This window comes from Streptomyces sp. NPDC053513 (genome assembly GCF_044544765.1).
Classification (GTDB): Bacteria; Actinomycetota; Actinomycetes; order Streptomycetales; family Streptomycetaceae; genus Streptomyces; species Streptomyces litmocidini.
In genome coordinates this window covers 86829-112516 of record NZ_JBITXP010000013.1, presented here as the reverse complement: position 1 = coordinate 112516, position 25688 = coordinate 86829, and the positions used below count along the sequence as shown (strand labels likewise).

At 72.4% G+C, this 25688-nt stretch carries 26 protein-coding genes; 12 read left to right on the top strand and 14 right to left on the bottom strand.

What is annotated here, in order from left to right; translation table 11 throughout:
* Window positions 1–88 precede the first annotated feature (88 nt).
* The 10 genes from ACIGW4_RS23010 to ACIGW4_RS22965 form a co-directional block, all read right to left on the bottom strand.
* Window positions 89–1564 carry an ATP-binding protein gene (locus ACIGW4_RS23010; RefSeq protein ID WP_399582584.1) on the bottom strand — a complete coding sequence of 492 codons (1476 nt, stop codon included), beginning with the start codon at window positions 1562–1564 and terminating at the stop codon, window positions 89–91.
* 1 nt (window position 1565) lies between these two features.
* Window positions 1566–2405 carry a bifunctional DNA primase/polymerase gene (locus tag ACIGW4_RS23005; RefSeq protein ID WP_399582582.1) on the bottom strand — a complete coding sequence of 280 codons (840 nt, stop codon included), beginning with the start codon at window positions 2403–2405 and terminating at the stop codon, window positions 1566–1568.
* A gap of 134 nt (window positions 2406–2539) precedes the next feature.
* A complete protein-coding gene (locus ACIGW4_RS23000) occupies window positions 2540–2728 on the bottom strand; it encodes a hypothetical protein (protein ID WP_365028432.1) in 189 nt (62 codons plus the stop codon).
* Between the two features lie 226 nt (window positions 2729–2954).
* Complete coding sequence (locus ACIGW4_RS22995; protein ID WP_399582581.1) at window positions 2955–5129, bottom strand: cell division protein FtsK; 2175 nt, start codon at window positions 5127–5129, stop codon at window positions 2955–2957.
* A gap of 88 nt (window positions 5130–5217) precedes the next feature.
* Window positions 5218–5424: a DUF6257 family protein gene (locus ACIGW4_RS22990; protein WP_399582579.1), complete on the bottom strand. Its 207-nt coding sequence runs from the start codon at window positions 5422–5424 to the stop codon at window positions 5218–5220.
* A gap of 76 nt (window positions 5425–5500) precedes the next feature.
* Window positions 5501–5884, bottom strand: coding sequence for a DUF6251 family protein (locus ACIGW4_RS22985; protein ID WP_399582578.1), 384 nt, complete (start codon window positions 5882–5884; stop codon window positions 5501–5503).
* Between the two features lie 60 nt (window positions 5885–5944).
* A complete protein-coding gene (locus ACIGW4_RS22980) occupies window positions 5945–6814 on the bottom strand; it encodes a protein spdB (protein ID WP_399582575.1) in 870 nt (289 codons plus the stop codon).
* Window positions 6811–7077 carry a hypothetical protein gene (locus tag ACIGW4_RS22975; RefSeq protein ID WP_399582574.1) on the bottom strand — a complete coding sequence of 89 codons (267 nt, stop codon included), beginning with the start codon at window positions 7075–7077 and terminating at the stop codon, window positions 6811–6813. Before ACIGW4_RS22975 ends, ACIGW4_RS22980 begins: the two co-directional genes overlap by 4 nt.
* Entirely contained in the window at window positions 7077–7361 is a 285-nt protein-coding gene (locus ACIGW4_RS22970; RefSeq protein WP_399582572.1) for a hypothetical protein, read from the bottom strand. The genes ACIGW4_RS22975 and ACIGW4_RS22970 overlap by 1 nt, the downstream gene beginning before the upstream one ends.
* Window positions 7358–7624 (bottom strand): DUF6284 family protein, encoded by a 267-nt coding sequence (locus tag ACIGW4_RS22965; RefSeq protein ID WP_399582571.1) that lies wholly within the window; start codon window positions 7622–7624, stop codon window positions 7358–7360. Before ACIGW4_RS22965 ends, ACIGW4_RS22970 begins: the two co-directional genes overlap by 4 nt.
* Window positions 7625–8292: 668 nt before the next feature.
* Here ACIGW4_RS22965 and ACIGW4_RS22960 point away from each other — a divergent pair.
* Window positions 8293–9159, top strand: coding sequence for a GntR family transcriptional regulator (locus tag ACIGW4_RS22960; protein ID WP_399582570.1), 867 nt, complete (start codon window positions 8293–8295; stop codon window positions 9157–9159).
* Window positions 9149–9838 carry an HAD family hydrolase gene (locus ACIGW4_RS22955; protein WP_399582568.1) on the top strand — a complete coding sequence of 230 codons (690 nt, stop codon included), beginning with the start codon at window positions 9149–9151 and terminating at the stop codon, window positions 9836–9838. Before ACIGW4_RS22960 ends, ACIGW4_RS22955 begins: the two co-directional genes overlap by 11 nt.
* A gap of 294 nt (window positions 9839–10132) precedes the next feature.
* On the opposite strand, the gene ACIGW4_RS22950 is transcribed toward ACIGW4_RS22955, so the two are convergent.
* Window positions 10133–10402: a hypothetical protein gene (locus ACIGW4_RS22950; protein WP_399582566.1), complete on the bottom strand. Its 270-nt coding sequence runs from the start codon at window positions 10400–10402 to the stop codon at window positions 10133–10135.
* On the bottom strand, window positions 10399–10794 hold the full coding sequence (locus tag ACIGW4_RS22945; RefSeq protein ID WP_399582564.1) for a hypothetical protein: 396 nt from the start codon (window positions 10792–10794) through the stop codon (window positions 10399–10401). Before ACIGW4_RS22945 ends, ACIGW4_RS22950 begins: the two co-directional genes overlap by 4 nt.
* A 550-nt stretch (window positions 10795–11344) precedes the next feature.
* Between ACIGW4_RS22945 and ACIGW4_RS22940 the strand changes: the two genes are divergently transcribed.
* Window positions 11345–12406 (top strand): MBL fold metallo-hydrolase, encoded by a 1062-nt coding sequence (locus tag ACIGW4_RS22940; protein ID WP_398710807.1) that lies wholly within the window; start codon window positions 11345–11347, stop codon window positions 12404–12406.
* On the opposite strand, the gene ACIGW4_RS22935 is transcribed toward ACIGW4_RS22940, so the two are convergent.
* Window positions 12396–14093, bottom strand: a complete 1698-nt coding sequence (locus tag ACIGW4_RS22935) for a serine/threonine-protein kinase (protein WP_399582563.1) — start codon at window positions 14091–14093, stop codon at window positions 12396–12398. The genes ACIGW4_RS22940 and ACIGW4_RS22935 overlap by 11 nt on opposite strands.
* Before the next feature lie 385 nt (window positions 14094–14478).
* On the opposite strand from ACIGW4_RS22935, the gene ACIGW4_RS22930 reads away from it, so the two are divergent.
* The 6 genes from ACIGW4_RS22930 to ACIGW4_RS22905 all read left to right on the top strand — a co-directional run bounded on the left by ACIGW4_RS22930 (window position 14479) and on the right by ACIGW4_RS22905 (window position 20947).
* Window positions 14479–15726, top strand: coding sequence for a prenyltransferase/squalene oxidase repeat-containing protein (locus ACIGW4_RS22930; protein WP_359589953.1), 1248 nt, complete (start codon window positions 14479–14481; stop codon window positions 15724–15726).
* Window positions 15727–15794: 68 nt separating this feature from the next.
* A complete protein-coding gene (locus tag ACIGW4_RS22925; RefSeq protein WP_359589997.1) occupies window positions 15795–16451 on the top strand; it encodes an SCO2322 family protein in 657 nt (218 codons plus the stop codon).
* The gene (locus ACIGW4_RS22920; RefSeq protein WP_359589952.1) at window positions 16448–17599 is read left to right on the top strand and encodes an energy-coupling factor transporter transmembrane protein EcfT; all 1152 of its coding nucleotides are present in this window, start codon (window positions 16448–16450) and stop codon (window positions 17597–17599) included. The genes ACIGW4_RS22925 and ACIGW4_RS22920 overlap by 4 nt, the downstream gene beginning before the upstream one ends.
* Complete coding sequence (locus ACIGW4_RS22915) at window positions 17596–19395, top strand: ABC transporter ATP-binding protein (RefSeq protein ID WP_399582560.1); 1800 nt, start codon at window positions 17596–17598, stop codon at window positions 19393–19395. Before ACIGW4_RS22920 ends, ACIGW4_RS22915 begins: the two co-directional genes overlap by 4 nt.
* A complete protein-coding gene (locus ACIGW4_RS22910; RefSeq protein ID WP_399582558.1) occupies window positions 19392–20258 on the top strand; it encodes an ECF transporter S component in 867 nt (288 codons plus the stop codon). The genes ACIGW4_RS22915 and ACIGW4_RS22910 overlap by 4 nt, the downstream gene beginning before the upstream one ends.
* A gap of 287 nt (window positions 20259–20545) precedes the next feature.
* Entirely contained in the window at window positions 20546–20947 is a 402-nt protein-coding gene (locus ACIGW4_RS22905; protein ID WP_123451843.1) for a transglycosylase SLT domain-containing protein, read from the top strand.
* A 97-nt stretch (window positions 20948–21044) separates the two neighbouring features.
* On the opposite strand, the gene ACIGW4_RS22900 is transcribed toward ACIGW4_RS22905, so the two are convergent.
* The gene (locus ACIGW4_RS22900) at window positions 21045–22214 is read right to left on the bottom strand and encodes a steroid 3-ketoacyl-CoA thiolase (protein WP_123451845.1); all 1170 of its coding nucleotides are present in this window, start codon (window positions 22212–22214) and stop codon (window positions 21045–21047) included.
* A gap of 228 nt (window positions 22215–22442) precedes the next feature.
* Here ACIGW4_RS22900 and ACIGW4_RS22895 point away from each other — a divergent pair, with 228 nt between their 5' ends.
* The 3 genes from ACIGW4_RS22895 (at window position 22443) to ACIGW4_RS22885 (ending at window position 25655) form a co-directional block, all read left to right on the top strand.
* On the top strand, window positions 22443–23726 hold the full coding sequence (locus ACIGW4_RS22895) for a cytochrome P450 (RefSeq protein ID WP_123451847.1): 1284 nt from the start codon (window positions 22443–22445) through the stop codon (window positions 23724–23726).
* A gap of 160 nt (window positions 23727–23886) precedes the next feature.
* Entirely contained in the window at window positions 23887–24981 is a 1095-nt protein-coding gene (locus ACIGW4_RS22890; protein ID WP_399582555.1) for a DUF2330 domain-containing protein, read from the top strand.
* Window positions 24978–25655 (top strand): O-methyltransferase, encoded by a 678-nt coding sequence (locus ACIGW4_RS22885; protein ID WP_123451851.1) that lies wholly within the window; start codon window positions 24978–24980, stop codon window positions 25653–25655. The genes ACIGW4_RS22890 and ACIGW4_RS22885 overlap by 4 nt, the downstream gene beginning before the upstream one ends.
* Window positions 25656–25688: the final 33 nt, after the last annotated feature.

Sequence of the window (25688 nt, the reverse complement as noted above, 5' to 3'; positions counted from 1 at the left end):
GCGGCCGCCGAAGAGCAAGAGGAGCACCCGCCCGCGCCGGGGCCGGGTGCTCCTCTTGCCGGTGCGGCCGGGACCGCCCGGGCGCGGGTCAGAACGCCTGCTGCTGCTCGTCGGCCGGGGGCTTGGGGCGGGTCATCTCGATGTAGCGGGCGGTGCGGGTGCGGCCCCAGTCGACGAGGAGGCCGCGGGCGGCCAGGACGGGCTGGAGGCGCTTGAGCCGGTCGGAGAGGACCTTGCCGGTGGTGGGCCAGCCCTTGGGCAGGGGCCGGAACTCCCCCTCGCCGGTGTAGAGCTGGGTCAGGCCGTGCAGCCACTCGGCCGACGTCATCCGCACCTCGGTGCCCGGCTCGATGTCGGCGGCGCGCTTCAGGACGGTCTGGGCGAGCAGGTCGCCCTCGATGACGTCGTCGTTCAGGTCGTCCAGGCTGGCCCGGTAGGCGTCCAGGGCCCCGAAGTTCCGGGCGGCATCCAGCTGCGCGCACAGGTGAGCGAAGTCCGCCATCCGCAGGTCGGTCGGGATGTCGGCCCGGGCCGCCCGGACCTCGACGGCCAGGTCGAGCACGGAGCCGAGGATCACGGGCAGCGCCTCGGCGAACTCCGCCCACAGCTCCGCCTCGGTCCGCCGCACCCGCGGCCGCTCCAGGCGGAGCGGGAGGAGGCGTTCGGCCAGGTCGGGGCGGATGACGCCGACGTCGATCCCGGTCAGCAGCATCGGCCGGCGGTAGCGGGAGCGCACCACGTCGCCATCGGTGAACAACGCGCGCTTGATGTTCTCCGCGCCGGTGACAATGCAGCACATCAGGTCCGACAGGTCCGGCCCGAGGTGGGAGAGGTTGTCCAGGCCGGTGACCCACCCGGCGGCCACGGCGGTGATCAGGTTCTCCTCGTCCTTCGGAGCGCGCCGCAGGTCGCCGCTCATGCCCTCGATGATCCGCACGAGCATCTTCCCGGCGGTGGACTTGCCCGCGCCCTGCGGGCCGGTGAGGAACGGGGCGGGGACCGGGACGTCCGGGCCGAGGCAGCCGATCAGCCAGGCCAGGGCCAGGGACTCGGCGCGCGCGTCGGAGAAGTTGCACAGCCGCATCAGCAGGTCGATGCCCTTGCCGTCGGTCTTCTGGACGGGCAGGGGCAGTTCGCCGGTGAGCTGGGTGCGCTTCCAGCAGACCTCGCGCGGGTCGGGGGTGCGAATGTCCCAGCCGGTGGGGTGGATGCGGACGGACTTGCCGTCGTCGCGGCCCAGGTCGAGCCAGGTGGCGCCGTCGAAGCCGGGAGCGACGCGGATGTGGACGGGCTGGACGTCCTCGGTGAGCGCGAGTGCTTCGATCAAGTCGAGTGCCTCCTTCAGGGCGGTTCCGTTGAAGACGCCGAGCCCGTCGCGGAACAGGCCGACCATGAGTTCCTGGCGGTGGCTGCCGGTGGTGCCCTGGGAGCGGATGGGGCGGGCGACGGGGTGGCCGTTGCGCTGGGCGTAGACGGTGCCGTCGACGGTGCGGAAGTACCGGAAGTGCTCCTGCGCGTAGGTGGTGATCACCTCGCGGGCGGGGTTCTTCTCGTCCTCGGCCATGTCACATCCCCAGAGCCGTGGTGGCGTTGGACCAGGCGTCCGTGCAGTGCCGCGGGGACTCCCCCTTGGCCTGCGCGGCGGTGAACAGACGGCCGATGTGCGCCTCGGTGAGGCAGCCGCACCGGCCGTGCGCGGACAGCACCGCCAGGAACGTGGCGTACACCGTCGCGTGCACCGCGCTGGTGGCGTCGGTGATCCGCTGCTCGGCCATGGCGATCCCGCGCTCCAGGTAGGCGGGCGAGCGGTGCCGGCACTGCCCGCCGCCGGCGGGCGCGGGCACCGTGACGGGGCGGGGCGCGGGCCGGGCGGTGGTGGGCGTCTTCTCGGCGAGCGCGCGGACGGTCTCCGGCAGGTCCGCCAGGGTGCCGGTGCCGGGGCCGAGCCAGCGGGCGTAGGACATCAGCGACTTCAGGTCGACACCGGGCCGAACGGCGTTCACCGACCGCAGGGCGCCCCGGTAGATCCAGTGCTCCCCGCGCGTGGTGGCCACGGTCGCGGTCGGCGGCAGGTTCTCCCGGGCCCAGCCGACGGCGGCGGGGTTGTCGAGGTCGACGACGGTGACGCCGGCGCCGCCGGGGTGGTAACCGATGGCCCGGGCCCGGCGCCATGCGGCCGTCCACTGCGGGGAGGCGAGGACGGCCGGGTCGGTGGTGGCGGCGGCCCAGCCGTGGCACGGCCACGGGCAGACGCACGGCCCGGGGGTGGCCATGTTCGGCCGCCCGCCGCACGCCAGGTCCTCACACGCGCGGCAGTTACCGAAGGGGCGCTTGTCGGCCCGCAGGGGCAGGACCGGCAGGCCGCGCTCGGCGAGGCCGAGGGCGGTGGTGGGGATGCTGTTCACGCGATCCCCCCGCGCTCTCGTCGGATCCGGTTGGCATGGGTCATGCTGGGTGTCTCCAGTTCGTCGTCAGAGTGCTGGATTGAGGGCGGCCCCGGCTTTGGCGAGACGGGGGCCGCCCTCCTTGCTGTGGCGGGTCAGAGGTTGGAGAGGGCGTCGGCGAGGGAGGCGGTGAGGCGGTTGATGGGTTCGGCGGCTCCGGTGGAGGCGAGGAGGAAGCCGAACATGACGGCGGTGAAGGCGGAGCCGGGGCCGAGTTCCTTGGACCGCAGCAGGAAGAACAGGGCGATGCCGAACAGGAGGATGAGCGAGACCGTGACGACCATCGGGTGGTGTCTCCCCGGGAGGCTGTAGGCCCGGAAACCGGGCCTGAGAGGGGCCGGGAAGGAGGCCGGACGGGCCCCCTTTACCGGCATTACCTTGCAGGTCAGAGGCCCTTACCACCCCCCTGACCGGGGTAAAGGGCCCCCTCTACTTCCGAGCCCCTCCGGGCATGCGCGGGAGGGGCCGTGGGCGGGGTGGTGAGGTGGGGGTAGGTAGCGGGGGACCCCTCTACCGGCCGGCCGACAGGAGGATCTCGGCGGGCACGGCGGCCTCGATGTCGCGGCGCTGATACCCGGCGCCGTTGGTGCCGCTGATCTTGACCTGCTTGCTGGTCCGCTTCACTCCGGCGGCTTCCAGGGCGGAGGCGAGGGCCTCGGCGTTGAAGTCGCCGTAGGTGTCCTCGTCGATGTTGACCAGGGCGGCGAGCAGGTCGGTGGTGAACATGCGCGGCGAGTGCCGCATGACCTCCAGGACGTCGGAGACGATCGGCGCCACGGACACGCCGGCCGCGTCGGCGGCCGCGGTGACGTCCCCGGCCGCGTCCCCGGTGAGCTGCCCGGCCTGCTCGCGCAGGGCGCGGCCCTTGCGGCACAGCTGGGCGAAGGCGGGGCCGTCGAGGTAGTCGGCCCGCACCGTCACGTACGAGGCCGGACCGGTCACCAGCACGCCGACCCCCTTGTGCTCCTCGGAGAGCACGGACGCGTCGGCGCCCTGGGCGGCCTTGCCCTTGCCCAGGACCATGTCGGAGCTGGTGCGGTCGACGACCTGGGTGGAGTAGCGGATGGTGATGATCTCGCGGAGCTTCGCGGGGACGGATTCGGCGTCGGGGCGCTGGGAGGCGAAGTTGGAGATGAACCCGGCGGCCGGTCCGCGGCGGGCGATGCGGCACAGGTCGTTGATGACCTGCTCGCGGTCCTCGCGTTCCATGGCGGTGAAGTACTCCTGGAGTTCGTCGATGGTGACGAAGATGACCGGCAGGTTGTAGCGGGCGACGATCTCCGGGGTGAGCTTGCCCTCCGGGCACACCGACGGCGGCAGGTCCCGCAGCAGGGCGAAGCGGCGCTCCATCTCCGCCAGCAGCTCCGCCAGCATGGCCTTCAGGGCGGTGATGGCGTCGTCCTCGGCGCCCATCACGAGCCGGTGGGCGACGGCCTTCATGGGCATCCAGTCGGCGCCGCCCTTGCCGTCCGCGACGTAGTGCCGCACATAGGCGTCGAGCAGGCCGGCGGCGGTCAGGAGGCGCTGGGAGAAGGTCTTGCCCCGGCGGGGCAGGCCGCCGAAGAACATCGACTGCCACATGACGGGGACGCTGATGCGGGTGCCGCGGGCGTCCTGGCCGAAGGGGACCGGCTCCCAGATGGAGAACGTCTCGGCCTTCTCCAGCGGCGAGGGGTTCGGCGTGCCCAGGTAGGGGTCGTCGTCGGCGACCCACATCGAGACGCGGCCGGCGTTGCCGCCCTTGGCCGCGCGGACGCGGGACATGATGACCTGGATCTCGTCCACGCCGAGTTCCTGGGCGATGACCTCCCGCTTGGCGAGCACGTCGGAGGCGGTCTTGCCGCCGCCCCTGGGCATGTCGAAGATCACCGACCAGCCGCGGCCGTCGCGGACGGGGCCCATCGTGCACGACACGCGCGGAAGGTCCTTCTCGTCCTTGCCGCTGCCGCTTTTCAGGAGGCCGGCGGCCCGCAGCGCGTCGTTGAGCTGCTGGGCGGACATGTCCACCCGGATCGGCGGCGCCGCCTGATCCAGCAGCCGCGTCTCCTCCCCGCGGCCGAGGTGGGCGAGGGGGATGGTGACGGCGGCGCCGATCGCCGTCTGGAGGAGCGGGTCGGCGAGCAGGATGCCGGTCGCGGCGGCTGCGACGCCGACGGCGGCCAGCCCGAACCGCCACCGGCGGCTCTGGGTGCGCTCCGCGTAGGCGGCCTGGTGACGGGCCGCCAGCTCGATGTCCTCCGGCCGCAGCTTCGACTGCGCCTTGAGAGCCTTCACGGTCGCGGACTGCTCCTGCGCCGACAGCGTCGGCCACAGGCCCTTGGCGGCCCGGTAGAAGCCGCGCGCGGCCAGCAGCACGGTCTTGAGCAGGTACTTCGGGGTGCGCACGCCGTGGTAGCGGAAGTGCCACCACGCCAGGCGCCCCAGGGCGGCGGTGTTCTCCCGGATGGACTGCACCGACCGGGCCCACACCGGCAGGACCGGGGTGTCGGGGACGGTCAGCCAGTCGGCGAGGGGGTTGCCGGGCAGATCGACCACGTCGCCCTCCGACTCCTCCGACTCGGTGCTGTCCAGCTCGGGGGTCTTGGTGGGCTTGGTGAGGTCTATCGGCGGCGCCTCGTCGGTGCGGGCGGCACGGTGGTCGGCGAGGCTGACCACCCTCGCCTCGGTCGTCGCGGGCTCGGTCATGATGGGGTTCTCCTGCTGCTCGAAAGGGCGTGGGAGGGGCCCGGGGCGGTCGGGATGCTTGCCGGCTGTCGGCCGCCCCGGGGCACGGCTACTTCTTCTTCGCGTTCTTCTCGGCGCGCTCGCGGGCGCGGTCGATGACGCGGTCGACCTTCGCCTCCAGGTCGCCCTGGTAGACGGACTCGCCCGCGATGCCGCGCTTGCACATGCGGGCCACGTTCCAGGCGACCTGGACGTACTCCCCGGCGGTGAGCTTGGGGTTCTTCAGGTCGAACTCGGCGTTCTTCTTGCTGGCCACGACACGGTCCTTTCCGGGGCCGGGGCTGTCCCGACTCCCCACGACCCCCGCACTGGGCGGGGGTCGCAGGCAGCCGTCAGCCGCGGCGGCGCTTGCGGGTCTTGGCCAGCGTCTTGGCGGCGGCCCTGCCGTCCGGGCCGCCGACCGACCTCACGACCGTGACGACGCCCCAGGCCAGGACGGCGGCGAGGAACGCGAGCAGGGCCAGATTCGCGGCCATCGTGGTCAGCGCCCCGACCAGCAGCGGGCCGAAGTAGACGCCGGCGGCGACGGTGCCGGCGCCGATGCCGGAGCCGAGGGCGATGCGCTGGACGGTGCGGTCGGGCGGGGCCTGGTGGATGTGCTGGTGGACCACCTGCGGCACCGGCGCGGGCTGGGTGGGGGTGGGGAGGTGGTCGGTGTAGGTGTAGGTGCCGTCCGGGAGCTGTACGACCCGGACCGGGTCGGGGAGGTGGTGCACGGGGGTCACGTCCTCTCGCGGCCGCTCAGGCGGCGGTGTCGGGATGTACGGGGAGGGTGCTTAGGAGGCGGTGGTGGTCACGCGTCGCCAGGCGGCCCGCAGCCGGGTCTCGCTCGCGCTGTGACCGGCGGCTCGGAAGCGGAGCGAGAGCTCGCGGTAGGACAGCGGCGGGGTCTCACTCGTGTGGAGCTCGGTGACGATCCGGTCCAGCTCGGCGTCGCTCAGGGCGGGTGCCGCGTCGAGGGCGGGGACGGGTTCGAAGGGACCCCAGACGGGGAGGTCCCAGCGGGGCTGTGACGTGGGTGTGACGCGGTCCGTCACGCAGGTCAGGGCCCGTGCGGTGCCCTCGCCCTGCCGGGCCGCCTCCAGCGTCGCCCAGGCCCCGGAGAGCCGTTCGGCGGTCTTCGCTTGGACCCGTGCGACGCGTGCCCCGGCCTGCGTCACGGCCATCAGCCGCATCTCCTCGGTGCCCGCCTGCGCCCGCAGCCGGGCCCGAGCCACGGCCGCCTCGTCCCGGGCCTCCTGCTGGATGCCCCGGATCGCGTCCAGCGCGACCGGGGTGAGCGCGGTGCGCTCCCACAGGCCGTGGACCAGCCACAGGGCCTTGGCCGCCAGCGGCAGCCAGGACACCGCCAGCCACGCGCCGGTGGACGCCTCGCCGAGGGCGTGGGCGACCAGGACGCCGGTGGCGGCGAGCCCGAACGCCCACCCGACGACGGTGACCGGGGTGGAGTGGTCGCCCTGGGCGGCCAGGCGCCGTTCGTAGGCGAGGGTGGCCAGCCAGCCGCCGTCGAGCCCGAGCCCGACCACCAGGGCGATCTGCCAGGGCATCGAGCCGCCGAGCCACATCACCACCACGGCCAGCGTGAGGACCATGGACACCACCGTCATGGCGACGGCCGGCGCCACGGTGACGAGCTGCTTCTTCATCGCCGCCACCCCCGCTTCTTGGGCTCCTCGGTGAAGGTGGCGTACTCGCCGGGCGGGTAGACGTAGTTGCTCAGCGCGCCCTCGGCGGCCACGGCCGTCGCGCCGATCAGGGAGACGCCGGTGGCGGCGAGCGTGCTGTGGTCGGCCGCCGTGTCCGCCAGCACCCCGGCGGCCTGCGTGGCACGGCGGGCCAGGTTCGGGGTGCCATTCGGGTCGGTCAGGTGGCCGATCGCCAGGTCGCGGATCCGGTCCCGGATACCCATCACGCCTCACCGTCCGTCTTGCCGGAGGTGAAGGGGGTGTAGGTGATGGGGTTGCTCGCCGTCCGGTGGCGGATTTCCCGGACGGTGTCCTCCAGGACGTCGACGTCGAGGTACTCCAGCAGGACCGACAGCCCGATCCGCACGTCCGACGCGCGGCGCTCCAGCAGCCAGTAGTGCTCCCGCTCGTCGGCCTCATCGACCGACGGCATCGGAACGTCCAGGGCCTCCACGATCGCGGTCAGCAGCCCGGTGAGGTCGCTGGGAAAGCCGGTCCGCCGGTTCACGCGGCACCGCCCGCCTGCGCCAGGCCGGCGCGGTTGGTGAGGTCCCGGCGGGCCGCCATGACCCGGTTGCGGGCCCGGCGGATCCGCCGGATGTCCAGCTCCGTGGCCGGACGGTCGATCGTCATGATCTGCGCGTCGAGCAGGTCGACCTCCGCCAGGATCAGCGGCATCTCCCGCTCGACCGCGTCCAGCTCCGCGTCCGACGGCTCACCGTCGAACGGGAGGGCCGTAACAACGGCCTGAAGTGCAGCGATGGACTTCATTGGGTGTGTTCCTTCCAGTCAGGAACGGCCCGAACCGACCCCCCGGTGCTCGAACACCGGGGGGTCTCGCCGTTTGGAACCATCCGGCTCCCCTCAGCCCCGCCCGTACGGCACCCCATACGGGGCCCGGACGGGCGGAGGAGGCAACCGGCCGCAGCCAAGAGGCTGCGGAGGTCATGTGACGCGGTGGGCGAGGCCAGTCCGCCGGTCCAGCGGCGGTGGCGCCCAAGGTCTTCGTCGCTTCACGTCGGCCTCCAGGGCCGGACATGGGTACGTGGTGTAGATCGCGATCTCTGCCCTTGTCTCACCGCACGTACGGATCGCTTGTCCGCCCCACAAGGGGCGCGACCAGGGAAAAGGTGCTTACTGCTCGCGTGCGGCAGGGCCCTACGGCTTGTCGCAGGTGCCTGACTTGCTCTTCTTTGTCCACTGTTCAGTTCTCAAGCCAACGGACGCTTCCTTCAAAGCCGTTTCACGGGCTCCTCCGGGCGCTAATCGGTCGTGCGTGCGCACCCCTGACCTGCGCTTTAGGGCGCAGCTCACCCGTTCAGCCTGACTCACTTGGCTAGCCCGGTGGGCACAGGAAGAACATAGCCAGCCTGGCTAGTCACGTCAACATGTGACTAGCCAGGCTGCTCAAATAGTCAGGTTCGCCGTAGCATCGAGGCATGACCTTTGAGCTTGAGCCGCTGGACCCCGACGACGACCGACCGCCGTATGAGCAGGTGGCCCGCAGCTTGGGCGCGGCCATTCGCACCAGGCGGCTCGGACCTGGGGAGAAGCTGCCGTCGCACGCGAAGCTGACGGAGCACTACGGCTTCGCGCGCGCCACGATTCAGCGGGCGCTCCGCGACCTGGAAGATGAAGGGCTCGTTGTCTCGCGCAAGGGCAGCGGTGTGTTCGTCCGCCACCGGACCGAACGGCCGGCGGGGCTTCGGCCCTACGTGGAGCAGGCTTTCGCCAGCCGGAACGTGACGATCGACTTCGCCGGGTTCTCCAGCGAAACTCTCCACGGCGCCCTACAGGAACCACTCGACAAGATCCGCACCGGACGACTCACGCCCACAAGCATTCGGGTGCGCATCCTCGTTCCCGACATGAGCGTCCCGCAGGCGGCGCCCGTACGTCGCGAGGACTGCGCCGACGACCCCCGGCTCCGGGTGCGCATGCACGACATCATGGTCGGCTACACCCGCAGCATCACGGACTCGATCAGCGAGTTGGAGCACCTGGGACTCGTCCAGGAAGGCCAGGTCAGCGTGCGCACCCACCGCAGCACGCAGTTCTTCAAGCTCTACATCGTCAACAAGGAAGACGCCTTCTTCGGCTACTACCCGATCCGCCCCAACAAGGTGGTCGCGCAGGGAGAAGCCATCGAGATTTACGACCTGGTGGGCAAGGACACCATCCTGTTTCACCATTCCCTCAACGACGGCGCCTCGTCCAGCGGGGCCCAGCAGGTGGAGCAGGCACAGATGTGGTTCGACAGCGTGTGGGAGACGATCGGACGGGAGACCACCGCAGATGCGCTCTGACGAACTGACCAGCGTGCTCGCGGAGTACGACGCGATCCTCTTCGACTTCGACGGCCCGATCTGCCATGTCTTCCAGGGGTTGCCCGCCCCCGGGGTCGCAAACGACCTCTCGGCTCTGCTCGCCACGCTCGCCCCGGAGCTCGCCGACGCGGCCCACGCGACGGACGATCCGATGATGGTTCACCAACTCGCGCGCGAGGCCGGGCAGGACGTCCTGGCTACCGTCGAGGCGGCGCTCACGGACGCGGAGATTCGAGCGGTCGGTGTCGCCGGAGCCCCGACGGCCGGGGCCGTCGAGGCCATGGCAGCCGCACGCGATTCAGGGCGACGCGTGGCCATCGTCAGCAACAACTCCGCCGACTGCGTGCGCGCCTACCTCGCGGCGCAGGGGCTGCCTGGAGCCGTTGAAACCGTGGTCGGCCGACCGGCGCTGCGACCGGACCTCATGAAGCCGTCGCCGCACCCGTTGCTGGAAGCCGCGGCGATCCTCGGCGTATCGCCAAAGCGGTCGGCACTGGTGGGTGACTCCGTCACCGACATCGAAGCCGCACGAGCAGCAGGCGCGGGCAGTATCGGCTTCGCCAACAAACCGGGCAAGGAAGAGGCCCTGACCGCTGCCGGCGCGAGCGCCGTGGTCGCTGACATGAGAGCCATCGCTCGCACCTTCAGTGCGACCTGACCGTGTCCGCCAGCGCCTCACAGGCGACCCGGTGCATACAGCGCCAAGAGATGCGCAGCCCGCCCCCGGAAGGGGATCCCATTGGTGGGCACCTTCCCTCATTGCGCCCAACAGATTGAACCCCCAGGGGCTACGCCTGGGGGTTCAACCTGATCTAGTGCGCCGTTTTTTGACGCTTCCTCGCCCCTACCCCACTCACCATCACCATTCGCGATGATCACTTAGCGCAGGGCCCCACAAAAACGAGCAACCCCTGAACCCGTACCGCAGCGGCAGCCTCCCGGCGACTACGCATTAAGTAGGTCCAGGGGAGTCATCCCGCGAAGTCGCATCGTCACCAGAACCCCCGCTCTTCTCTATTTCTTGCATAAGCGACTCAAGGATCGCCGGGTCGATATCCTTCGCATCTAGCGTGATTCGCGAGTCACCTTTCTGAATCGTGATCCTGGTGGCTGGGGTACGCGCCCGCCTCCAGGACACGATGGCAGCCACGAGGGTCACGAAAGAAAGGCTGCTGCCGAAAGCAGCAAGCAAGACATCGACCAGCCCACCAGCCAGGATCACAGCTCCTCCAGTTCGACGATCAGAGCGCTGCTGCCAGCCGTCAGGAACGTAATCCCAAAGAACCACAGGGATAGCACTCCAACGGCATGCTGATCGATCACATCGCCATCCTGAAGGCCAGAGGATATATTCGCAAAAACAATCGAAGTCAGGCAGGCGAGAACGATATTAACGAACGCCAGCACATTCGAAAACAATTTGCGATTTGATGACTTTTTGGTGAGGATCTGGCCCGAGGCAGCCGCAGCCAAGCCAGCCGTTACGATGAGCAGCTCACCCCGACCAATAAGATCCCAAAATCCTACACCTTGACCACGACTGGCATTGATCAGCATTCCCGCCACAATTGGCATGATCGCGAAAATTACGCCGAAGAAAAGCCAGTGCATCACCTTACTTAGCGCTTCTTCTCGGGAGCTGACCGAGCTAGGCGGAGTAGCCGACGAGTCCGCTGAGGGTTGCGCAGCAACGCCGCCCGGCGTCACACCACCCTGCGGTGAATCCGGCTGACTCGTTGCCGTAGCAGACGCCCCCGGACCCTGCTGAGAGTGTGTAGCTTCAGACATTCGCCCCCACCCAAACACGTGGCCTCATCTGCACATCCCTCCCGCAGCCCAAGTGTGCGATCGCTGAGTGTACTTCTGGCAGGCACCTTCAGACGGAGGTTCAGCCGGCGCGACGAATCCCATGGACTGATACCCCAGTTGCGAACCATCGGCAGGTAGCCACGCCAGCCCACAGCAGTCCGATCAGAAGCCACCCACCGGGCCGCCTGTGGGCCGTGCGAGGGGGGCCGGCATCAACCAACAACAGCCAACCACGACGGCCGGAACGCAGGTCACAGGCGGACTGAAGCCCGATCACATCAGGCCCTTCTGACGAACAGTCAGTTCTAGTTATGGTGGGCAATGGTCGTACCGGTAAGCAGAGACGAGGACGCTCATGACCCAGGTGACCGAGCACGGCGGAGGCGTCTGGTCCCTGCGGGTGCCCATCCCGGACAATCCGCTGGGCCACACCCTGGTCCACGTCCTCGACACCGGCCGCGGCCCGGTCCTCGTCGACACCGGCTGGGACGACCCGGCCTCCTGGACCGAACTCACCGACGGGCTCACCGCCCTGGGCCTGTCCGTACGGGAGGTCCACGGGGTCGTCATCACCCATCACCACCCCGACCACCACGGCCTCTCCGGCCGGGTCCGCGAGGAGTCCGGGGCCTGGATCGCCATGCACGCCGCCGACACGGCCGTCGTCCGCCGCACCCGCGCGTCCGAACCCGGCACCTGGCTCGACTACCTCGCCCGCAAACTCACCGCCGTCGGCGCCCCCGAGGAGCACATCGCCCCGCTGCGGGCCGCCCGCGCCTCCGGCCGGACACGGACCCTGCCCGGCCTCCGCTCGGCCCTCCCCGACCGCGAGATCGTCCCCGGCGAGCTCCTCGACCTGGCCGGGCGGCGGCTGCGCGCGATCTGGACGCCCGGCCACACCCCCGGGCACGTCTGCCTGCACCTGGAGGAGGAGCATCCCTCCCGGCTGCCCGGCCACGGCCGGCTCTTCTCCGGCGACCACCTGCTGCCCGGGATCTCCCCGCACATCGGCCTGTACGAGGACCCCGACGACGCCACCGAGACGACCGACCCCCTCGGCGACTACCTCGACTCTCTCGAACGGATCGGCCGGCTCGGCGTCGCCGAGGTCCTCCCCGCCCACCAGCACGCCTTCGCGGACGCCGCCGGCCGGGTCCGCGAACTCCTCGGCCACCACGAGGAACGCCTCACCGGCCTCCTCGCCCTCCTCGCGACCCCGCTCACGCCCTGGCAGCTCGCCGAGCGCATGGAGTGGAACCGCCCCTGGGAGCAGATCCCCCACGGCTCCCGCAACATCGCCGTCAGCGAGGCCGAGGCCCATGTCCGCCGCCTGGTGAAGCTCGGGCGTGCGGAGCCGGTGGCGGGCACGGACCCCGTCGCGTACGTCGCGGTGCGAGACCCCGCCCTCAGGCCTTGAAGAGGCGGACGAGGGCCATGACCAGGACCAGCGGGGAGATGCCGCCGCCGAGCAGCATCACCGGGATGGCCACCCACCACAGCCAGTGCTCCCCGCCGTGGTCGTAGGAGTCGTAGCCGTTCTCGACGAACAGGAACCAGAGGAGGTGCAGGGTCAGTACGGCGATCAGCGCGATCCAGTACAGGGCGACCCCGGCCGACCACAGCCTGACCCGGCCGGGCCGGACCGTGAGCAGCCGTCCCCGGTAGCTCTGGAGGCCGGCCATGGCGGCGACCAGGAGCAGCGTCGCGGGGACGCGCCACCAGTCGTTCATCGCCCACTGGTAGGGGCCTTGCGCCTGGTCGGAGAGCGAGGGGTACTCCGCCGCCCGGCTCAGCAGGTCGACCCCGCCCACGAGGAAGGCGGCCATCGGCACCAGGTAGAACAGGCCGAGGAGCGGCCGTCCCAGCCCCGCGGTCAGCACCCGCACGGCACGCGCCCGCGCGGACGGCACCCCCGTCGAGGAGGCCCGCGCCCGCGGCACGGCGGCCGGCCCCCGGACGGGCGCGCGGGCGGGCCCGGGGGTGGGCAGGACGGCGGTCGGGGGTGGCGGGGCCGACTGCGGGAGGACCGTGGTGACGGCGGTGGGCGTGCTCGTACCGGTGCCGGTGCCGGCTGCCGGAGGAGCGGGTTCCGGCCCCGGCTCCGTTCCCCGCCCCGGCCCAGGCCCCGGCTCCCGCCCCGACTCCGATCCCCGCCCCGGCCCCGGCCCCGACTCCGATCCCCGCCCCGGCCCAGGCCCTCGCTCCGGTTCCGGTTCGAACTCCGCCTCCGCGTTGAGCAGTTCCTCCGCCTTCTGCGCGATCGCCGCGACCACCGGGGCCGGCAGCCAGCTCCCCGACTCCTCCCGGTGGGCGTCCGCGGCCGCGGCGAGTTCGGCCACCGCCGGGCGGTCGTCCGGCCGCTTGGCCAGGCAGCCCCGTACGAGCTCCGCGAACGGCCCCTCGACCCCGGCGAGGTCGGGCTCGTGGTGGACGAGCCGGTAGAGCAGTTCCGCCACCGAGCCGCCGCCGAAGGGTCCGCGGCCGGTCGCCGCGAACGCCAGCACCGCGCCGAGCGAGAAGAGGTCCGCGGCGGGACCGACCGTCCGCCCCTCCGCCTGCTCCGGCGACATGAAACCGGGTGAGCCGACGACCAGCCCCGTGCCCGTCAGGGCCGTCTCGTCGGCGGAGCGCGCGATGCCGAAGTCGATGAGCAGGGGGCCGGACGGCGAGAGCAGCACGTTGGACGGTTTGACGTCCCGGTGCACGAGCCCCGCCCGGTGCACGCCGTCGAGGGCGTGCGCGAGGCCGGAGAGCAGCCGCCAGAGGGCCGGTTCGGGGAGCGGTCCGTGCGCCAGGACCGCGTCGGAGAGCGCGGGGCCCGGCACGTACGCGGTGGCCAGCCAGGGCACCTCCGCGTCCGGGTCGGCGTCGAGGACCGGGACCGTGCCGGCACCGCGTAACGACTGGGCGGCCCGCACCTCGCGGGCGAAGCGCGTCCGGAAGCCCGGGTCGCCGGCGAGGGCTCCGTGCACCACCTTGAGCGCGACCGTCCGGCCGCCCCGTGAGCGGCCCAGGTAGACGCGGCCCATGCCGCCCTCGCCCAGCCGGTAGAGGATCCGGTAGGGACCGACCCTCCGCGGGTCGCTCTCGGTCAACGCCCGCATTCCGCACCCCCGTGAAGACGCCGTCGTCCTGTCCTCGCCGGCCACGCGCGCGTGGGCGGCGGCGTCAGCATGGCACAGCGACCGGCCCCTCGGCAGCGTGCCCGCGAAGCCCGTCCGGGGCCTGTCCGGACGCTGGTCCGTGAGGTGCCTCCCACCCCGGGGAGGCGTTCCTACGGGTCGGTAGAGTGGGCCCGTCGTCATCATGCCCGTACGGGGGAAAGCCGGTGGAGATCCGGTGCTGACCTTGCAACCGTGAGCCGCCTCCAGCACGCGGCGAAGCCGGAGTGCCCCGCCCGGGACGTGACCGCCGGCACCGTCGAGGAACACGGAGCCGGAGCCTGGTGCCCCCGAGGCGTGCCGGTGCCCGGCCGCAGGAGAGGCCCCCATGAACACCGTCCGCCGCGGCGCCGCCGCGCTCGCCGCCGCCGCAGTCGTGCTCGGCACCGGAACAGCCGGGGCGGCCTCCGCCGCGCCCTCGCCGTCGCCGTCCACGGGCACGCTCCCGTCCGGCCTGTACGGCACGAAGGACCCGACGTACGACGGTGTCTGGCGTCAGTCGCTCGCCTTCCTCGCCCAGCGCGGCACCGGCTACCAGCCCGCCGACCGGGCCGTGGACTGGCTCCTGGGCCAGCAGTGCGCCGACGGCTCGTTCGCCTCGTACCGCGCGGACGTGTCGAAGCCCTGCGACGCGAAGACGATGCGGGACACCAACGCCACCGCCGTCGCCGTGCAGGCGCTCCGGGCCGTGCGCCGCCAGGCCGCCGCCCCTGAGGCGATCGACAAGGCCGTCAAGGCCGGCTCCGACTGGCTGCGGAGCGTGCAGAACAAGGACGGCGGCTGGGGCTACGGCGCCGGCGGCGCGAGCGACGCCAACTCCACCTCGGTGGTCGTCGGCGCGCTCGCCGCGATCGGCGTGCGTCCCACTTCGTTCACCTCCGCCGAGGGCCGCACCCCGTACGACGCGCTCCTCGCCTTCGCCCTGCCCTGCTCGGACAAGGACGGCGCCGGGGCGTTCGCGTACCAGCCGGACAAGACCGGCAGGCTCCTCGCCAACGCCGACGCCACCGCGGCGGCCACCCTCGCCGGGCTCGGCAAGAGCGTCGTCGCCACCAAGGCCTCCCCCGAGCAGCCGCCGACCTGCACCGACCTGCCGAAGCCGACCGTCGAGCGGGCCGCGCTGAACGGCGCCTCCTACCTGTCGAAGGCGCTCGCGAAGACCGGCCACCTCACCCTGCCGCCGATGCCGGGCGCCACCGACACCACCGGGCAGCCCGACATCGGCAACACCGCCGACGCCGTCGTCGCGCTCGCCGCGTCCGGCGCCGTGAAGGAGGCCGGGCCGGCGCTGGCGTGGCTGGAGAAGAACTCCGCCGCCTGGGCGAAGGAGGGCGGCCCGGCCGCGTACGCGCAGCTGATCCTGGCGGCCCGCGCGACGGACACCGACCCGCGCGAGTTCGGTACGGCGGACCTGGTCGAGCAGCTGAACGCCACCGGCCCGGCACCCAAGACGCCGGACACCTCCGCGGCCTCCACCAGCAACGACGAGTCCGGCTTCGACCTCTGGTGGATCATCGGCATCGGCACGCTCGTCGGCGTCGGCGTCGGCTTCCTCGTGAGCGGCCGCAAGAAGTGACCGCGAGGACGGCGACCGCAGGAACAGGGGCCGCAAGAACAGGGGCCGCACGGACCGTGACCGCACGGATGCCGATACGGGTCGCGGGCGCCGCCGCCGGGGCGCTGCTCGCCCTGGTCTCGGTCGCGGCGGCCCCGGCGCAGGCGGCCGGTTACCGCTACTGGTCGTTCTGGGAGAGCGACGGCGGGAAGCCGTGGGCGTACGCCACGCAGGGCCCGGCGACCGCCCGGCCCGCCGACGGCGACGCCCTCGGCTTCCGCTTCGCGGTCAGCAACGGCACGGACGACACCTCCCTGCCCTCCGTCGCCCCCGACTTCCCGGGGATCTGCGGGGGCGTGGCGAAGAAGGACGGCACCAAGCGGATCGCGGTCGTCGTCGACTTCGGCGGCCCCGCGGACGCGCCGCCCGGGGAGGCCCCGCCGAAGAAGCCGGTCGAGGTCGGCTGCGCGGAGGTCCGCGAGGACGCGACGGGCGCGGAGGCGCTGGCCGCGGTGGCGAAGCCGCTGCGGTACGACGGCTCGGCCATGCTGTGCGGGATCGCGGGCTACCCGGCGCACGGCTGCGGCGAGCAGGTCGCGGAGAAGTCCCCGGCCCCGGCCGGCTCCGCCTCCCCGGCCGCCGCGGAGGGTTCGGGCGGCGGCCCGTCCTTCGGTGTGCTCGCCGGCGGGGCGGCCGTCCTGGCCCTCGGCGGGGCGGCGATCTGGAAGGCCCGCCGGCGCGCATGAGTGCGGCCCGTCGTGTCCCGCGCGGCCTCCGGGCGTCCGCGGCCTCCGTGCTCACGGCCCCCGAGGCGAGCCGGGCCAACGCCCTGCACGCGGGCGCGTGGTGGCTGTGGGCGCTCGGCCTGGCCGTCGCCGCCTCCCGGACCACGAACCCGCTGCTGCTCGGGCTGCTCGTCGGGGTCGCCGGGTACGTCGTCGCGGCCCGGCGCACGGACGCGCCCTGGGCCCGCTCGTACGGCGCGTTCGTGAAGCTCGGCCTGTTCGTCGTGGCCCTGCGGGTGGTGTTCTCGCTGCTGCTGGGCTCGCCCGTGCCCGGCACGCACCCGCTGTTCACGCTGCCCGAGGTGCCGCTGCCCGACTGGGCCCAGGGGGTGCGGATCGGGGGCCGGGTGACGGCCGAGCAGCTGGTGTTCGCGCTGTACGACGGCGCCAAGCTGGCGACCCTGCTGATCTGCGTGGGCGCCGCGAACGCCCTCGCCAACCCGGCGCGGCTGCTGAAGTCGCTGCCGGGGGCGCTGTACGAGGCCGGGGTCGCCGTCGTCGTGGCGATGACCTTCGCGCCGAACATGGTCGCCGACGTGGCCCGGCTGCGGACCGCCCGGCGGCTGCGGGGCCGGCCCACGGGCGGGGTGCGGGCGGTGCTCCAGATCGGCCTGCCGGTCCTGGAGGGGGCGCTGGAACGGTCCATCGCGGTGGCGGCCTCGATGGACGCGCGCGGCTACGGACGCACGGCCCGGGTGCCTGCCGCGGTACGGCGCACCACGAACGTCCTGACCCTGGGCGGGCTCCTCGGCGTGTGCGCCGGCTCGTACGGGCTGCTCGCGGCGGAGGGCGCGGGGTACGGGCTGCCGCTGCTGGTCGCCGGGCTCCTCGCCGCGGCGGCCGGGCTCCGGCTCGGCGGCCGCCGGACCGTCCGTACGCGCTACCGGCCCGACCGCTGGGGCCCGCGGGCCTGGCTGGTCGCGGGCTCCGGGGCGGCGGTCGCGGTCCTGATGATCCGGGCGAACGCGTACGCGCCCGAGGCGCTGCACCCGGGGGTCGTCCCCCTGGAGGCGCCGGAGCTGCCGCTGTGGCCGGCGGTGTCGGTCCTGGTGGGCCTGGTCCCGGCGTTCGTGGCGCCCGTACCCTCGCCGAAGGAGAAGAACACGTGATCCGGTTCGAGAACGTCTCGGTGAGGTACGGGGAGGACACCGGGCCGACCCTGCGGAACGTGGACCTCACCGTCCCCGAGGGCGAGCTGGTGCTCCTCGTCGGCCCCTCGGGCGTCGGCAAGTCGACCCTCCTGGGCGCGGTCTCGGGCCTGGTCCCCCACTTCACGGGCGGCACCCTGACCGGGCGGGTGACGGTCGACGGCCGCGACACCCGCACGCATCCGCCGCGCGAGCTCGCCGACCTGGTGGGCACGGTGGGGCAGGACCCGTCCGCGCACTTCGTCACCGACACGGTCGAGGACGAGCTCGCGTACGGAATGGAGTCGCTGGGCCTGGCGCCCGGCGTGATGCGCCGCCGCGTGGAGGAGACCCTCGACCTCCTGGGCCTCGCCGCGCTGCGCGACCGCCCGATCGCCACGCTCTCCGGCGGCCAGCGCCAGCGCGTCGCGATCGGCTCCGTCCTGACCCCGCACCCCAAGGTCCTCGTCCTCGACGAGCCGACCTCCGCGCTCGACCCGTCGGCGGCGGAGGACGTCCTCGCGGTCCTCCAGCGCCTGGTCCACGACCTGGGCACGACGGTCCTCCTCGCCGAGCACCGCCTGGAGCGGGTGGTGCAGTACGCGGACCAGGTGCTGCTGCTGCCGGAGGGCGTGATGGGCCCGCCGGCGGAGATGATGGCCGTGTCGCCCGTGCATCCGCCTGTCGTCGCCCTGGGCCGCCTGGCGGGATGGGATCCGCTGCCGCTGACGGTGAGAGACGCGCGACGGAGGGCCGCGCCGTTGAAGACGAGGCTGGCGGGGCGGCTGACGGAGGGGGACCCCGCGGGGCTCCTCCCCCACCCCGCCCCTTCCCGAGACCGGGGCTCGGCCCCGGACCCCGTACGGCCTCCGGCCGCTTCCTCGAACGCCGGACGGGCTGGTCTTCCGGCCCCGCCGGCGTTTGAGGCGCGGGGGTCCGGGGGCGGAACCTCCGGTTACGGGGAGGGACGGGGTGGGGGCTTCTCCCTGTTCCGACGGCGCCGCACCCACCCCGCGCCCGCCCCCACCGACCCCCTCGTGACCGTCACGGCCCTGGCCGTGCGCCGCGGCCGCGTCGAAGCCCTCCGCCGCATCGACCTCCAGGTCACCGCAGGCGAGACCGTCGCGCTCATGGGCCGGAACGGCGCCGGCAAGTCCACCCTGCTCTCCACGCTCGTGGGCATGATCGAGCCGACGAGCGGCACCGTCCGGGTCGCGGGCCGCGCCCCGCACGCCACCGATCCCCGCGAGCTGATCCGCCGGGTCGGCCTGGTTCCGCAGGAGCCGCGGGACCTGCTGTACGCGGACACCGTCGCCGCCGAGTGCGCGGCGGCCGACGCGGACGCGGACGCGACGCCCGGGACCTGCCGGGCGCTGGTGGAGGAGCTGCTGCCGGGAGTGGCGGACGACACGCACCCCCGCGACCTGTCCGAGGGCCAGCGGCTGGCGCTCGCGCTGGCCGTGGTCCTGACCGGCCGCCCGCCGCTGCTCCTGCTGGACGAGCCGACGCGCGGCCTGGACTACGCGGCCAAGGCCCGGCTGGTGGCCCGGCTGCGGTCGCTCGCGGCGGAGGGGCACGCGATCGTGCTGGCGACGCACGACGTGGAGCTGGCCGCCGAGCTGGCGCACCGCGTGGTGATCGTCGCGGACGGCGAGGTGGTCGCGGACGGCCCGACGGCCGAGGTCGTCGTGTCCTCGCCGGCGTTCTCGCCGCAGGTGGCGAAGATCCTGGCGCCGCAGCCGTGGCTCACGGTCGAGCAGGTGGAGGCGGCGCTGTGAGGACGTCCCGCCCGGTCCGCCTGGGTCCCCGCTCGGTCGCGGCGCTGGTCCTCGTCTCCCTCGTCGGGGTCCTGGCGTTCTGCTGGCCGCTCTTCGCGGACGCCGGCTCCGCCGTGACCTCGCACGCCGGGGACGCGCCGTGGCTGTTCGCGGCGCTGCTGCCGCTGCTCGTCGCGGTGGTGGTGGCGACGATCGCGGACTGCGGGATGGACGCGAAGGCGGTGGCGATGCTGGGGGTGCTGGCCGCCGTCGGCGCGGCCCTGCGGCCCCTGGGGGCGGGGACGGCCGGTCTGGAGCCGATGTTCTTCCTGATGGTCCTGAGCGGCCGGGTCCTCGGGCCGGGCTTCGGTTTCGTCCTGGGGGCGGTGACGATGTTCGCGTCGGCGCTGCTCACGGGCGGGGTGGGCCCCTGGATGCCGTTCCAGATGCTGTCGATGGGCTGGTTCACGATGGGCTCGGGTCTGCTGCCGGGGCCGGACCGGCTGCGGGGCCGGGGCGAGCTGCTGATGCTGTCCGCGTACGGATTCCTGGCGGCGTTCGCGTACGGCACGGTCATGAACCTGCAGGGCTGGGTCCTGCTCCAGGGCCTGAGCAGCGGGATCTCCTTCCAGCCGGGCGCGCCGCTGCACGAGAACCTGGTCCGCTTCCTCGCCTACGTCCTCGCCACCTCCCTCGGCTGGGACCTCGGCCGGGCCGCTCTCACCGTCGTCCTGACCCTCACGGTCGGCGGGACGCTTCTGAGGGCGCTGCGGCGGGCCACGCGGCGGGCGAACTTCGAGGCCCAGGTCACATTCGGGGCCCCGGAAGAGCCCTCTCCGGGTGAGGCGCCCCACAGGACCTACGTCACGTACGAGCCGGAATAGTAGGCCGACAGACCGGGCCAAACCGCCCCACACTCGGCCATGACCTGCGGAAACACCACCCGCCCGCCTGTCCGTCGCGGGCCCCCGGGTCCGAACCTCCCTCGTACAGGGGGTCCTTGCCCGGTCGTTCCGGCCCTGCTTCTCTGGTGGACGTCGCCAGGCAGCCGGTGCTCGTCGCAGCGCCCCGGCCGGCCGGTTCCCCCCCAGCTCCCGGGTCTCCCGGGCTCTGGTTCCGGCATGCCGAAAACGCCCGGCACGTCCCTTGTTCCCGACGTTAGGTCGATACCTTGATCCGCTCGCTCACCACTCGTGTCTCTGCCCGCAACAAGAAGATCGCCGTTTCCGCAGCCGTGCTGCTGGGTGCGTCGGGTGCGGTGCTGGGCACGACGGGCTCGGCTTCGGCCGCCAGCCCGCAGGAGCTCGCTCGTCAGATCGTCCCCGCCTCGCAGTACGCCTCGTTCAGCAAGATCGTCGAGCACGAGTCCGGCTGGAACCCCAGCGCCACCAACTCGTCCAGCGGCGCCTACGGCCTGGTCCAGGCCCTGCCGGGCACGAAGATGGCCTCGGCCGGTGCCGACTGGAAGACCAACGCGGCCACCCAGATCAAGTGGGGCCTCAACTACATGAACGAGCGCTACGGCTCCCCGAACGCCGCCTGGGCGTTCTGGCAGGCCAACGGCTGGTACTAAGAGCGGTCCCTGCCGCACCTGCCGCACCGCGCACCCGCAAGGCCCCGCCCTCCTCACGGAGGGGCGGGGCCTGCGGCGTTCTCCGCGCGGGGTCCCGTCAGAGGCGCTGGATGATCGTCCCGGTCGCGAGCGCCCCGCCCGCGCACATGGTGATGAGCGCGAACTCCTTGTCGGCGCGTTCCAGCTCGTGCAGGGCGGTGGCGACGAGCCGGGCCCCGGTGGCGCCGACGGGGTGGCCGAGGGCGATGGCGCCGCCGTTGACGTTGACCTTCTCCAGGTCCTGGTCGAAGACCTGCGCCCAGCTCAGTACGACCGAGGCGAAGGCCTCGTTGATCTCGACGAGGTCGATGTCCTTGAGCGACATCCCGGCCTTCCCCAGCACCGCCCGCGTCGCGTCGATCGGCCCGTCGAGGTGGTAGTGCGGGTCGGCGCCGACGAGGGCCTGGGCGACGATCCGGGCGCGCGGGCGGAGCTTGAGGGCGCGGGCCATGCGCTTGGAGGCCCACATGACGGCGGAGGCGCCGTCGGAGATCTGGGAGGAGTTCCCGGCGGTGTGGATCGCGGTGGGCATGACGGGCTTGAGGCGGGCCAGGCCCTCCATGGTGGTGTCGCGCAGGCCCTCGTCGCGGTCGACGAGCCGCCACATGCCCTGCCCGGCGGCCTGTTCGGCCTCCGTGGTGGGGACCTGGACGGCGAAGGTCTCACGCTTGAAGCGCTCCTCGGCCCAGGCGGTCGCGGCCCGCTCCTGGGAGAGCAGGCCGAGGGAGTCGACGCGCTCGCGGGTGAGTCCGCGGCGACGGGCGATGCGCTCGGCGGCCTCGAACTGGTTGGGGAGGTCGACGTTCCATTCGTCGGGGAACGGTTTGCCCGGCCCGTGCTTGGAACCGGAGCCGAGCGGGACGCGGGACATGGCCTCGACGCCGCAGGAGATCCCGATGTCGATGACGCCGGCCGCGACCATGTTGGCGACCATGTGACCGGCCTGCTGCGAGGAGCCGCACTGGCAGTCGACGGTGGTGGCGGCCGTCTCGTAGGGGAGGCCCATGGTGAGCCAGGCGGTGCGCGCCGGGTTCATGGACTGCTCGCCGGCGTGGGTGACCGTGCCGCCGACGATCTGTTCGACGCAGTCGGCGGGGATGCCGGTGCGGCCGAGGAGTTCGCGGTAGGTCTCGCCCAGGAGGTAGGCGGGGTGGAGGTTGGCGAGCGCGCCTCCGCGCTTGCCGATGGGGGTGCGTACGGCTTCGACGACGACGGGTTCCGCGGCCATGGGCTCGTCCTCTCCTCGACCGGACGGGGTGTCCCGGCACCCTGTCCGGTCGGCGTCACGGGGAACTAGTACGCGTTCTAGTTCTGACTGCAGTCTTATGACTGCTACCGCCGGTACGCAAGGGTCCGGGACGCAACAGTTCCCGCCCCGCCCCTTGCTACTTGTAGAACTCGTTACTAACTTTCCCGGCAACTTCTGATGGTCCATCAGATATGGAGAGTGTTGCCGATGGCCTGCCCCCACATCCCCGAAGGGATCCCCCAGGGGCTCCCCGCAGGGCTCCCCGTCGGGTTCGACGCCACCGACCCCGATCTGCTCCGCGACCGCGTCCCCTTCCCGGAGTTCGCCCGGCTGCGGCAGACCGCACCCGTGTGGTGGTGCCCCCAGCCGGCCGGCGTCACCGGCTTCGCGGACGGCGGGTACTGGGCGGTCACGCGCCACGCGGACGTCAAGTACGTCTCCACCCACCCCGAGCTGTTCTCCTCGAACGAGAACACCGCCGTCATCCGCTTCAACGAGCACATCACCCGGGACCAGATCGAGGTCCAGAAGCTGATCATGCTCAACATGGACCCGCCCGAGCACACCCGGGTCCGCCAGATCGTCCAGCGCGGCTTCACCCCCCGCGCGATCCGGAACCTGGAGACCGCCCTGCGCGACCGCGCCCACGCCATCGTCGACGAGGCGCGGCGCGGCGCGGACGCCGACGGCACCTTCGACTTCGTCACCCGGGTCGCCGTCGAACTCCCCCTCCAGGCCATCGCCGAACTCATCGGTGTCCCCCAGGAGGACCGTTCCCGGATCTTCGACTGGTCGAACAAGATGGTCGCGTACGACGACCCGGAATACGCCATCACCGAGGAGATCGGCGCCGAGGCCGCCATGGAACTCATCGGCTACTCGATGAACATGGCCGCCGCCCGCAAGGCGTGCCCCGCCCAGGACATCGTGTCGCAGCTCGTCGCCGCCGAGGGCCAGGGCAACCTCTCCTCCGACGAGTTCGGCTTCTTCGTGCTGCTGCTCGCCGTCGCCGGGAACGAGACCACCCGCAACGCCATCAGCCACGGCATGCACGCCTTCCTCACCCACCCCGACCAGTGGGAGCTCTTCAAGCGCGAGCGGCCCGCGACCGCCGCCGAGGAGATCGTGCGCTGGGCGACCCCCGTCGTCTCCTTCCAGCGGACCGCGACCCAGGACACCGAACTCGGCGGACAGAAGATCCGCGAGGGCGACCGGGTCGGCCTCTTCTACTCCTCCGCCAACAACGACCCCGAGGTCTTCACCGACCCCGAACGCTTCGACATCACCCGCGACCCCAACCCCCACCTCGGTTTCGGCGGCGGCGGGCCCCACTTCTGCCTCGGCAAGTCCCTCGCGATCAAGGAGATCGAGCTGATCTTCAACGCGATCGCCGACGCCCTGCCCGACCTCACCCTCGCCGGCGAACCGCGCCGGCTGCGGGCCGCCTGGCTGAACGGCGTGAAGGAACTCCGCGTCCGCGCCTCGGCATGACACGGTCGCGCCCCGGCATGACACGGCAGCACCTCGACATGGCGTGACCGCGCCTCGACATGCCATGTCCGCACCTCGACACGGCGTGTCCGCGCACGGCGTGTCCGCGCACGGCGTGTCCGCACGGAACCGGAATCCCACCGACCGCGTCTGACCTCCCATGCGGGGGACACACAGCAGAATCCTGACCACCATCGTCGCGCTGCTCGCGCTCCAGCTCGGCTCGCTCGTCGCACCGGCGTACGCCTGCGGCTGCGGCGCCATGATCCCGGACAAGGCCGAGCGCATCGGCGTCGACCGGGAGGAGTCGGCCGTCCGCTGGGACGGGCGCACCGAGACCGTCGTCATGCGCTTCGACGTCCACGGGAACGCCCGGCGGGCGGCCTGGATCATGCCGGTGCCGGGCCGCGCCGACGTCCGTCTCGGCGACCCCGCGCTCTTCGACGAACTCGACCGGCTCGCCGAGCCCGAGCAGCGCGACCGCCACTACTTCTGGCCGCGCGAGGGCGACTGGCCTTTCGACGGCGGCTACGGCGACGGAGCCGCCGCCGCCCCGCCCGGCGCGGGCTCCGGCGTCGGTGTCGTCGGACGCGAACGCCTCGGCCCCTTCGACGTGGCCCGGCTCACCGCCACCGACCCCGAAGCCCTCGGCGACTGGCTGCGCGCCAACGGCTTCGAGCTGCCCGAGCGGCTCACCGGCGCGCTCCGGCCGTACGTCGAGCGGAAGTGGGAGTACGTCGCCGTCCGCCTGGCCCCGCAGGAGCAGGGCGCGATGCTCCACGGCGAACTGACCCCGCTGCGGATCGCCTTCCCGTCCCCCGAACTCGTCTACCCCATGCGGCTCTCCCGCCTCGCCCGCACGCCCCAGACCCTCGGTCTGCGCATCCTCGCCGAGCACCGGATGGAGCCCCGCTCCCCCATCGGCGGCGACCGCCCCGAGGTCACCTTCGCCGGCCGGATCGAGCAGCCCGAGGGAGCGGTGGCGGACCTCGCGGGCGACGCACCCGTCCGTCTGACGGTCCTGGAACAGCGCTTCCCCCACCCCGAGCGGATCGACGACGACCACCACCTGCGGACCGTCGCCGACACGCCGTACCGCGAAGTCGAGTACACCGACCGGCTGCTGACCGTGGGCGGCGGCGTCCCCGTCTGGCTCCTGACGGTCGGCGGCGGTCTGCTGCTCGCGGCGCTGTTCGCCGTACGGGGGTCAAGGCGCCGCTCCCGCAAGGCCGCGGGTGTACGTTCGCCCGCATGACGAACTCTCAGGAAGACCGGTGGACCGCGGTCGACCAGTACATCACCGAGACGATCGCCCCCGCCGACGAGGCGCTCACGGCCGCGCTCGCCGACTCCGCGGCGGCGGGCCTCCCGGAGATCGCCGTCGCCCCCAACCAGGGCAAGCTGCTCCATCTGCTCGCCGCGACGCAGGGCGCGCGGAACGTCCTGGAGATCGGCACCCTCGGCGGCTACAGCACGATCTGGCTGGCCCGCGCGCTGCCCGCCGACGGCAGGCTGATCACCCTGGAGTACGACCCGGCCCACGCGGACGTCGCCCGCGCCAACATCGCCCGCGCCGGCCTCGACAAGATCGTCGAGGTCCGCACGGGCGCGGCCCTGGACAGCCTGCCGCGGCTGGAGGCGGAGGGAGCGGGCCCCTTCGACCTCGTCTTCATCGACGCCGACAAGGTCAACAACCCGCACTACGTGGCCTGGGCCCTGAAGCTCTCACGCCCCGGCACGGTGATCATCGTCGACAACGTGGTGCGGAACGGCAAGGTCGCCACCCCGGACCCGGACGACCCCGCCATCACGGGCACGCGCGAGATGTTCGACCTGATCGCCCGCGAACCCCGCCTCGACGCGACGGCCCTCCAGACGGTCGGCACGAAGGGCTACGACGGCCTGCTCCTGGCCCGCGTGGTCGGATAGGCCGGACGCGACCCCGTCCACCGCGGGGACACC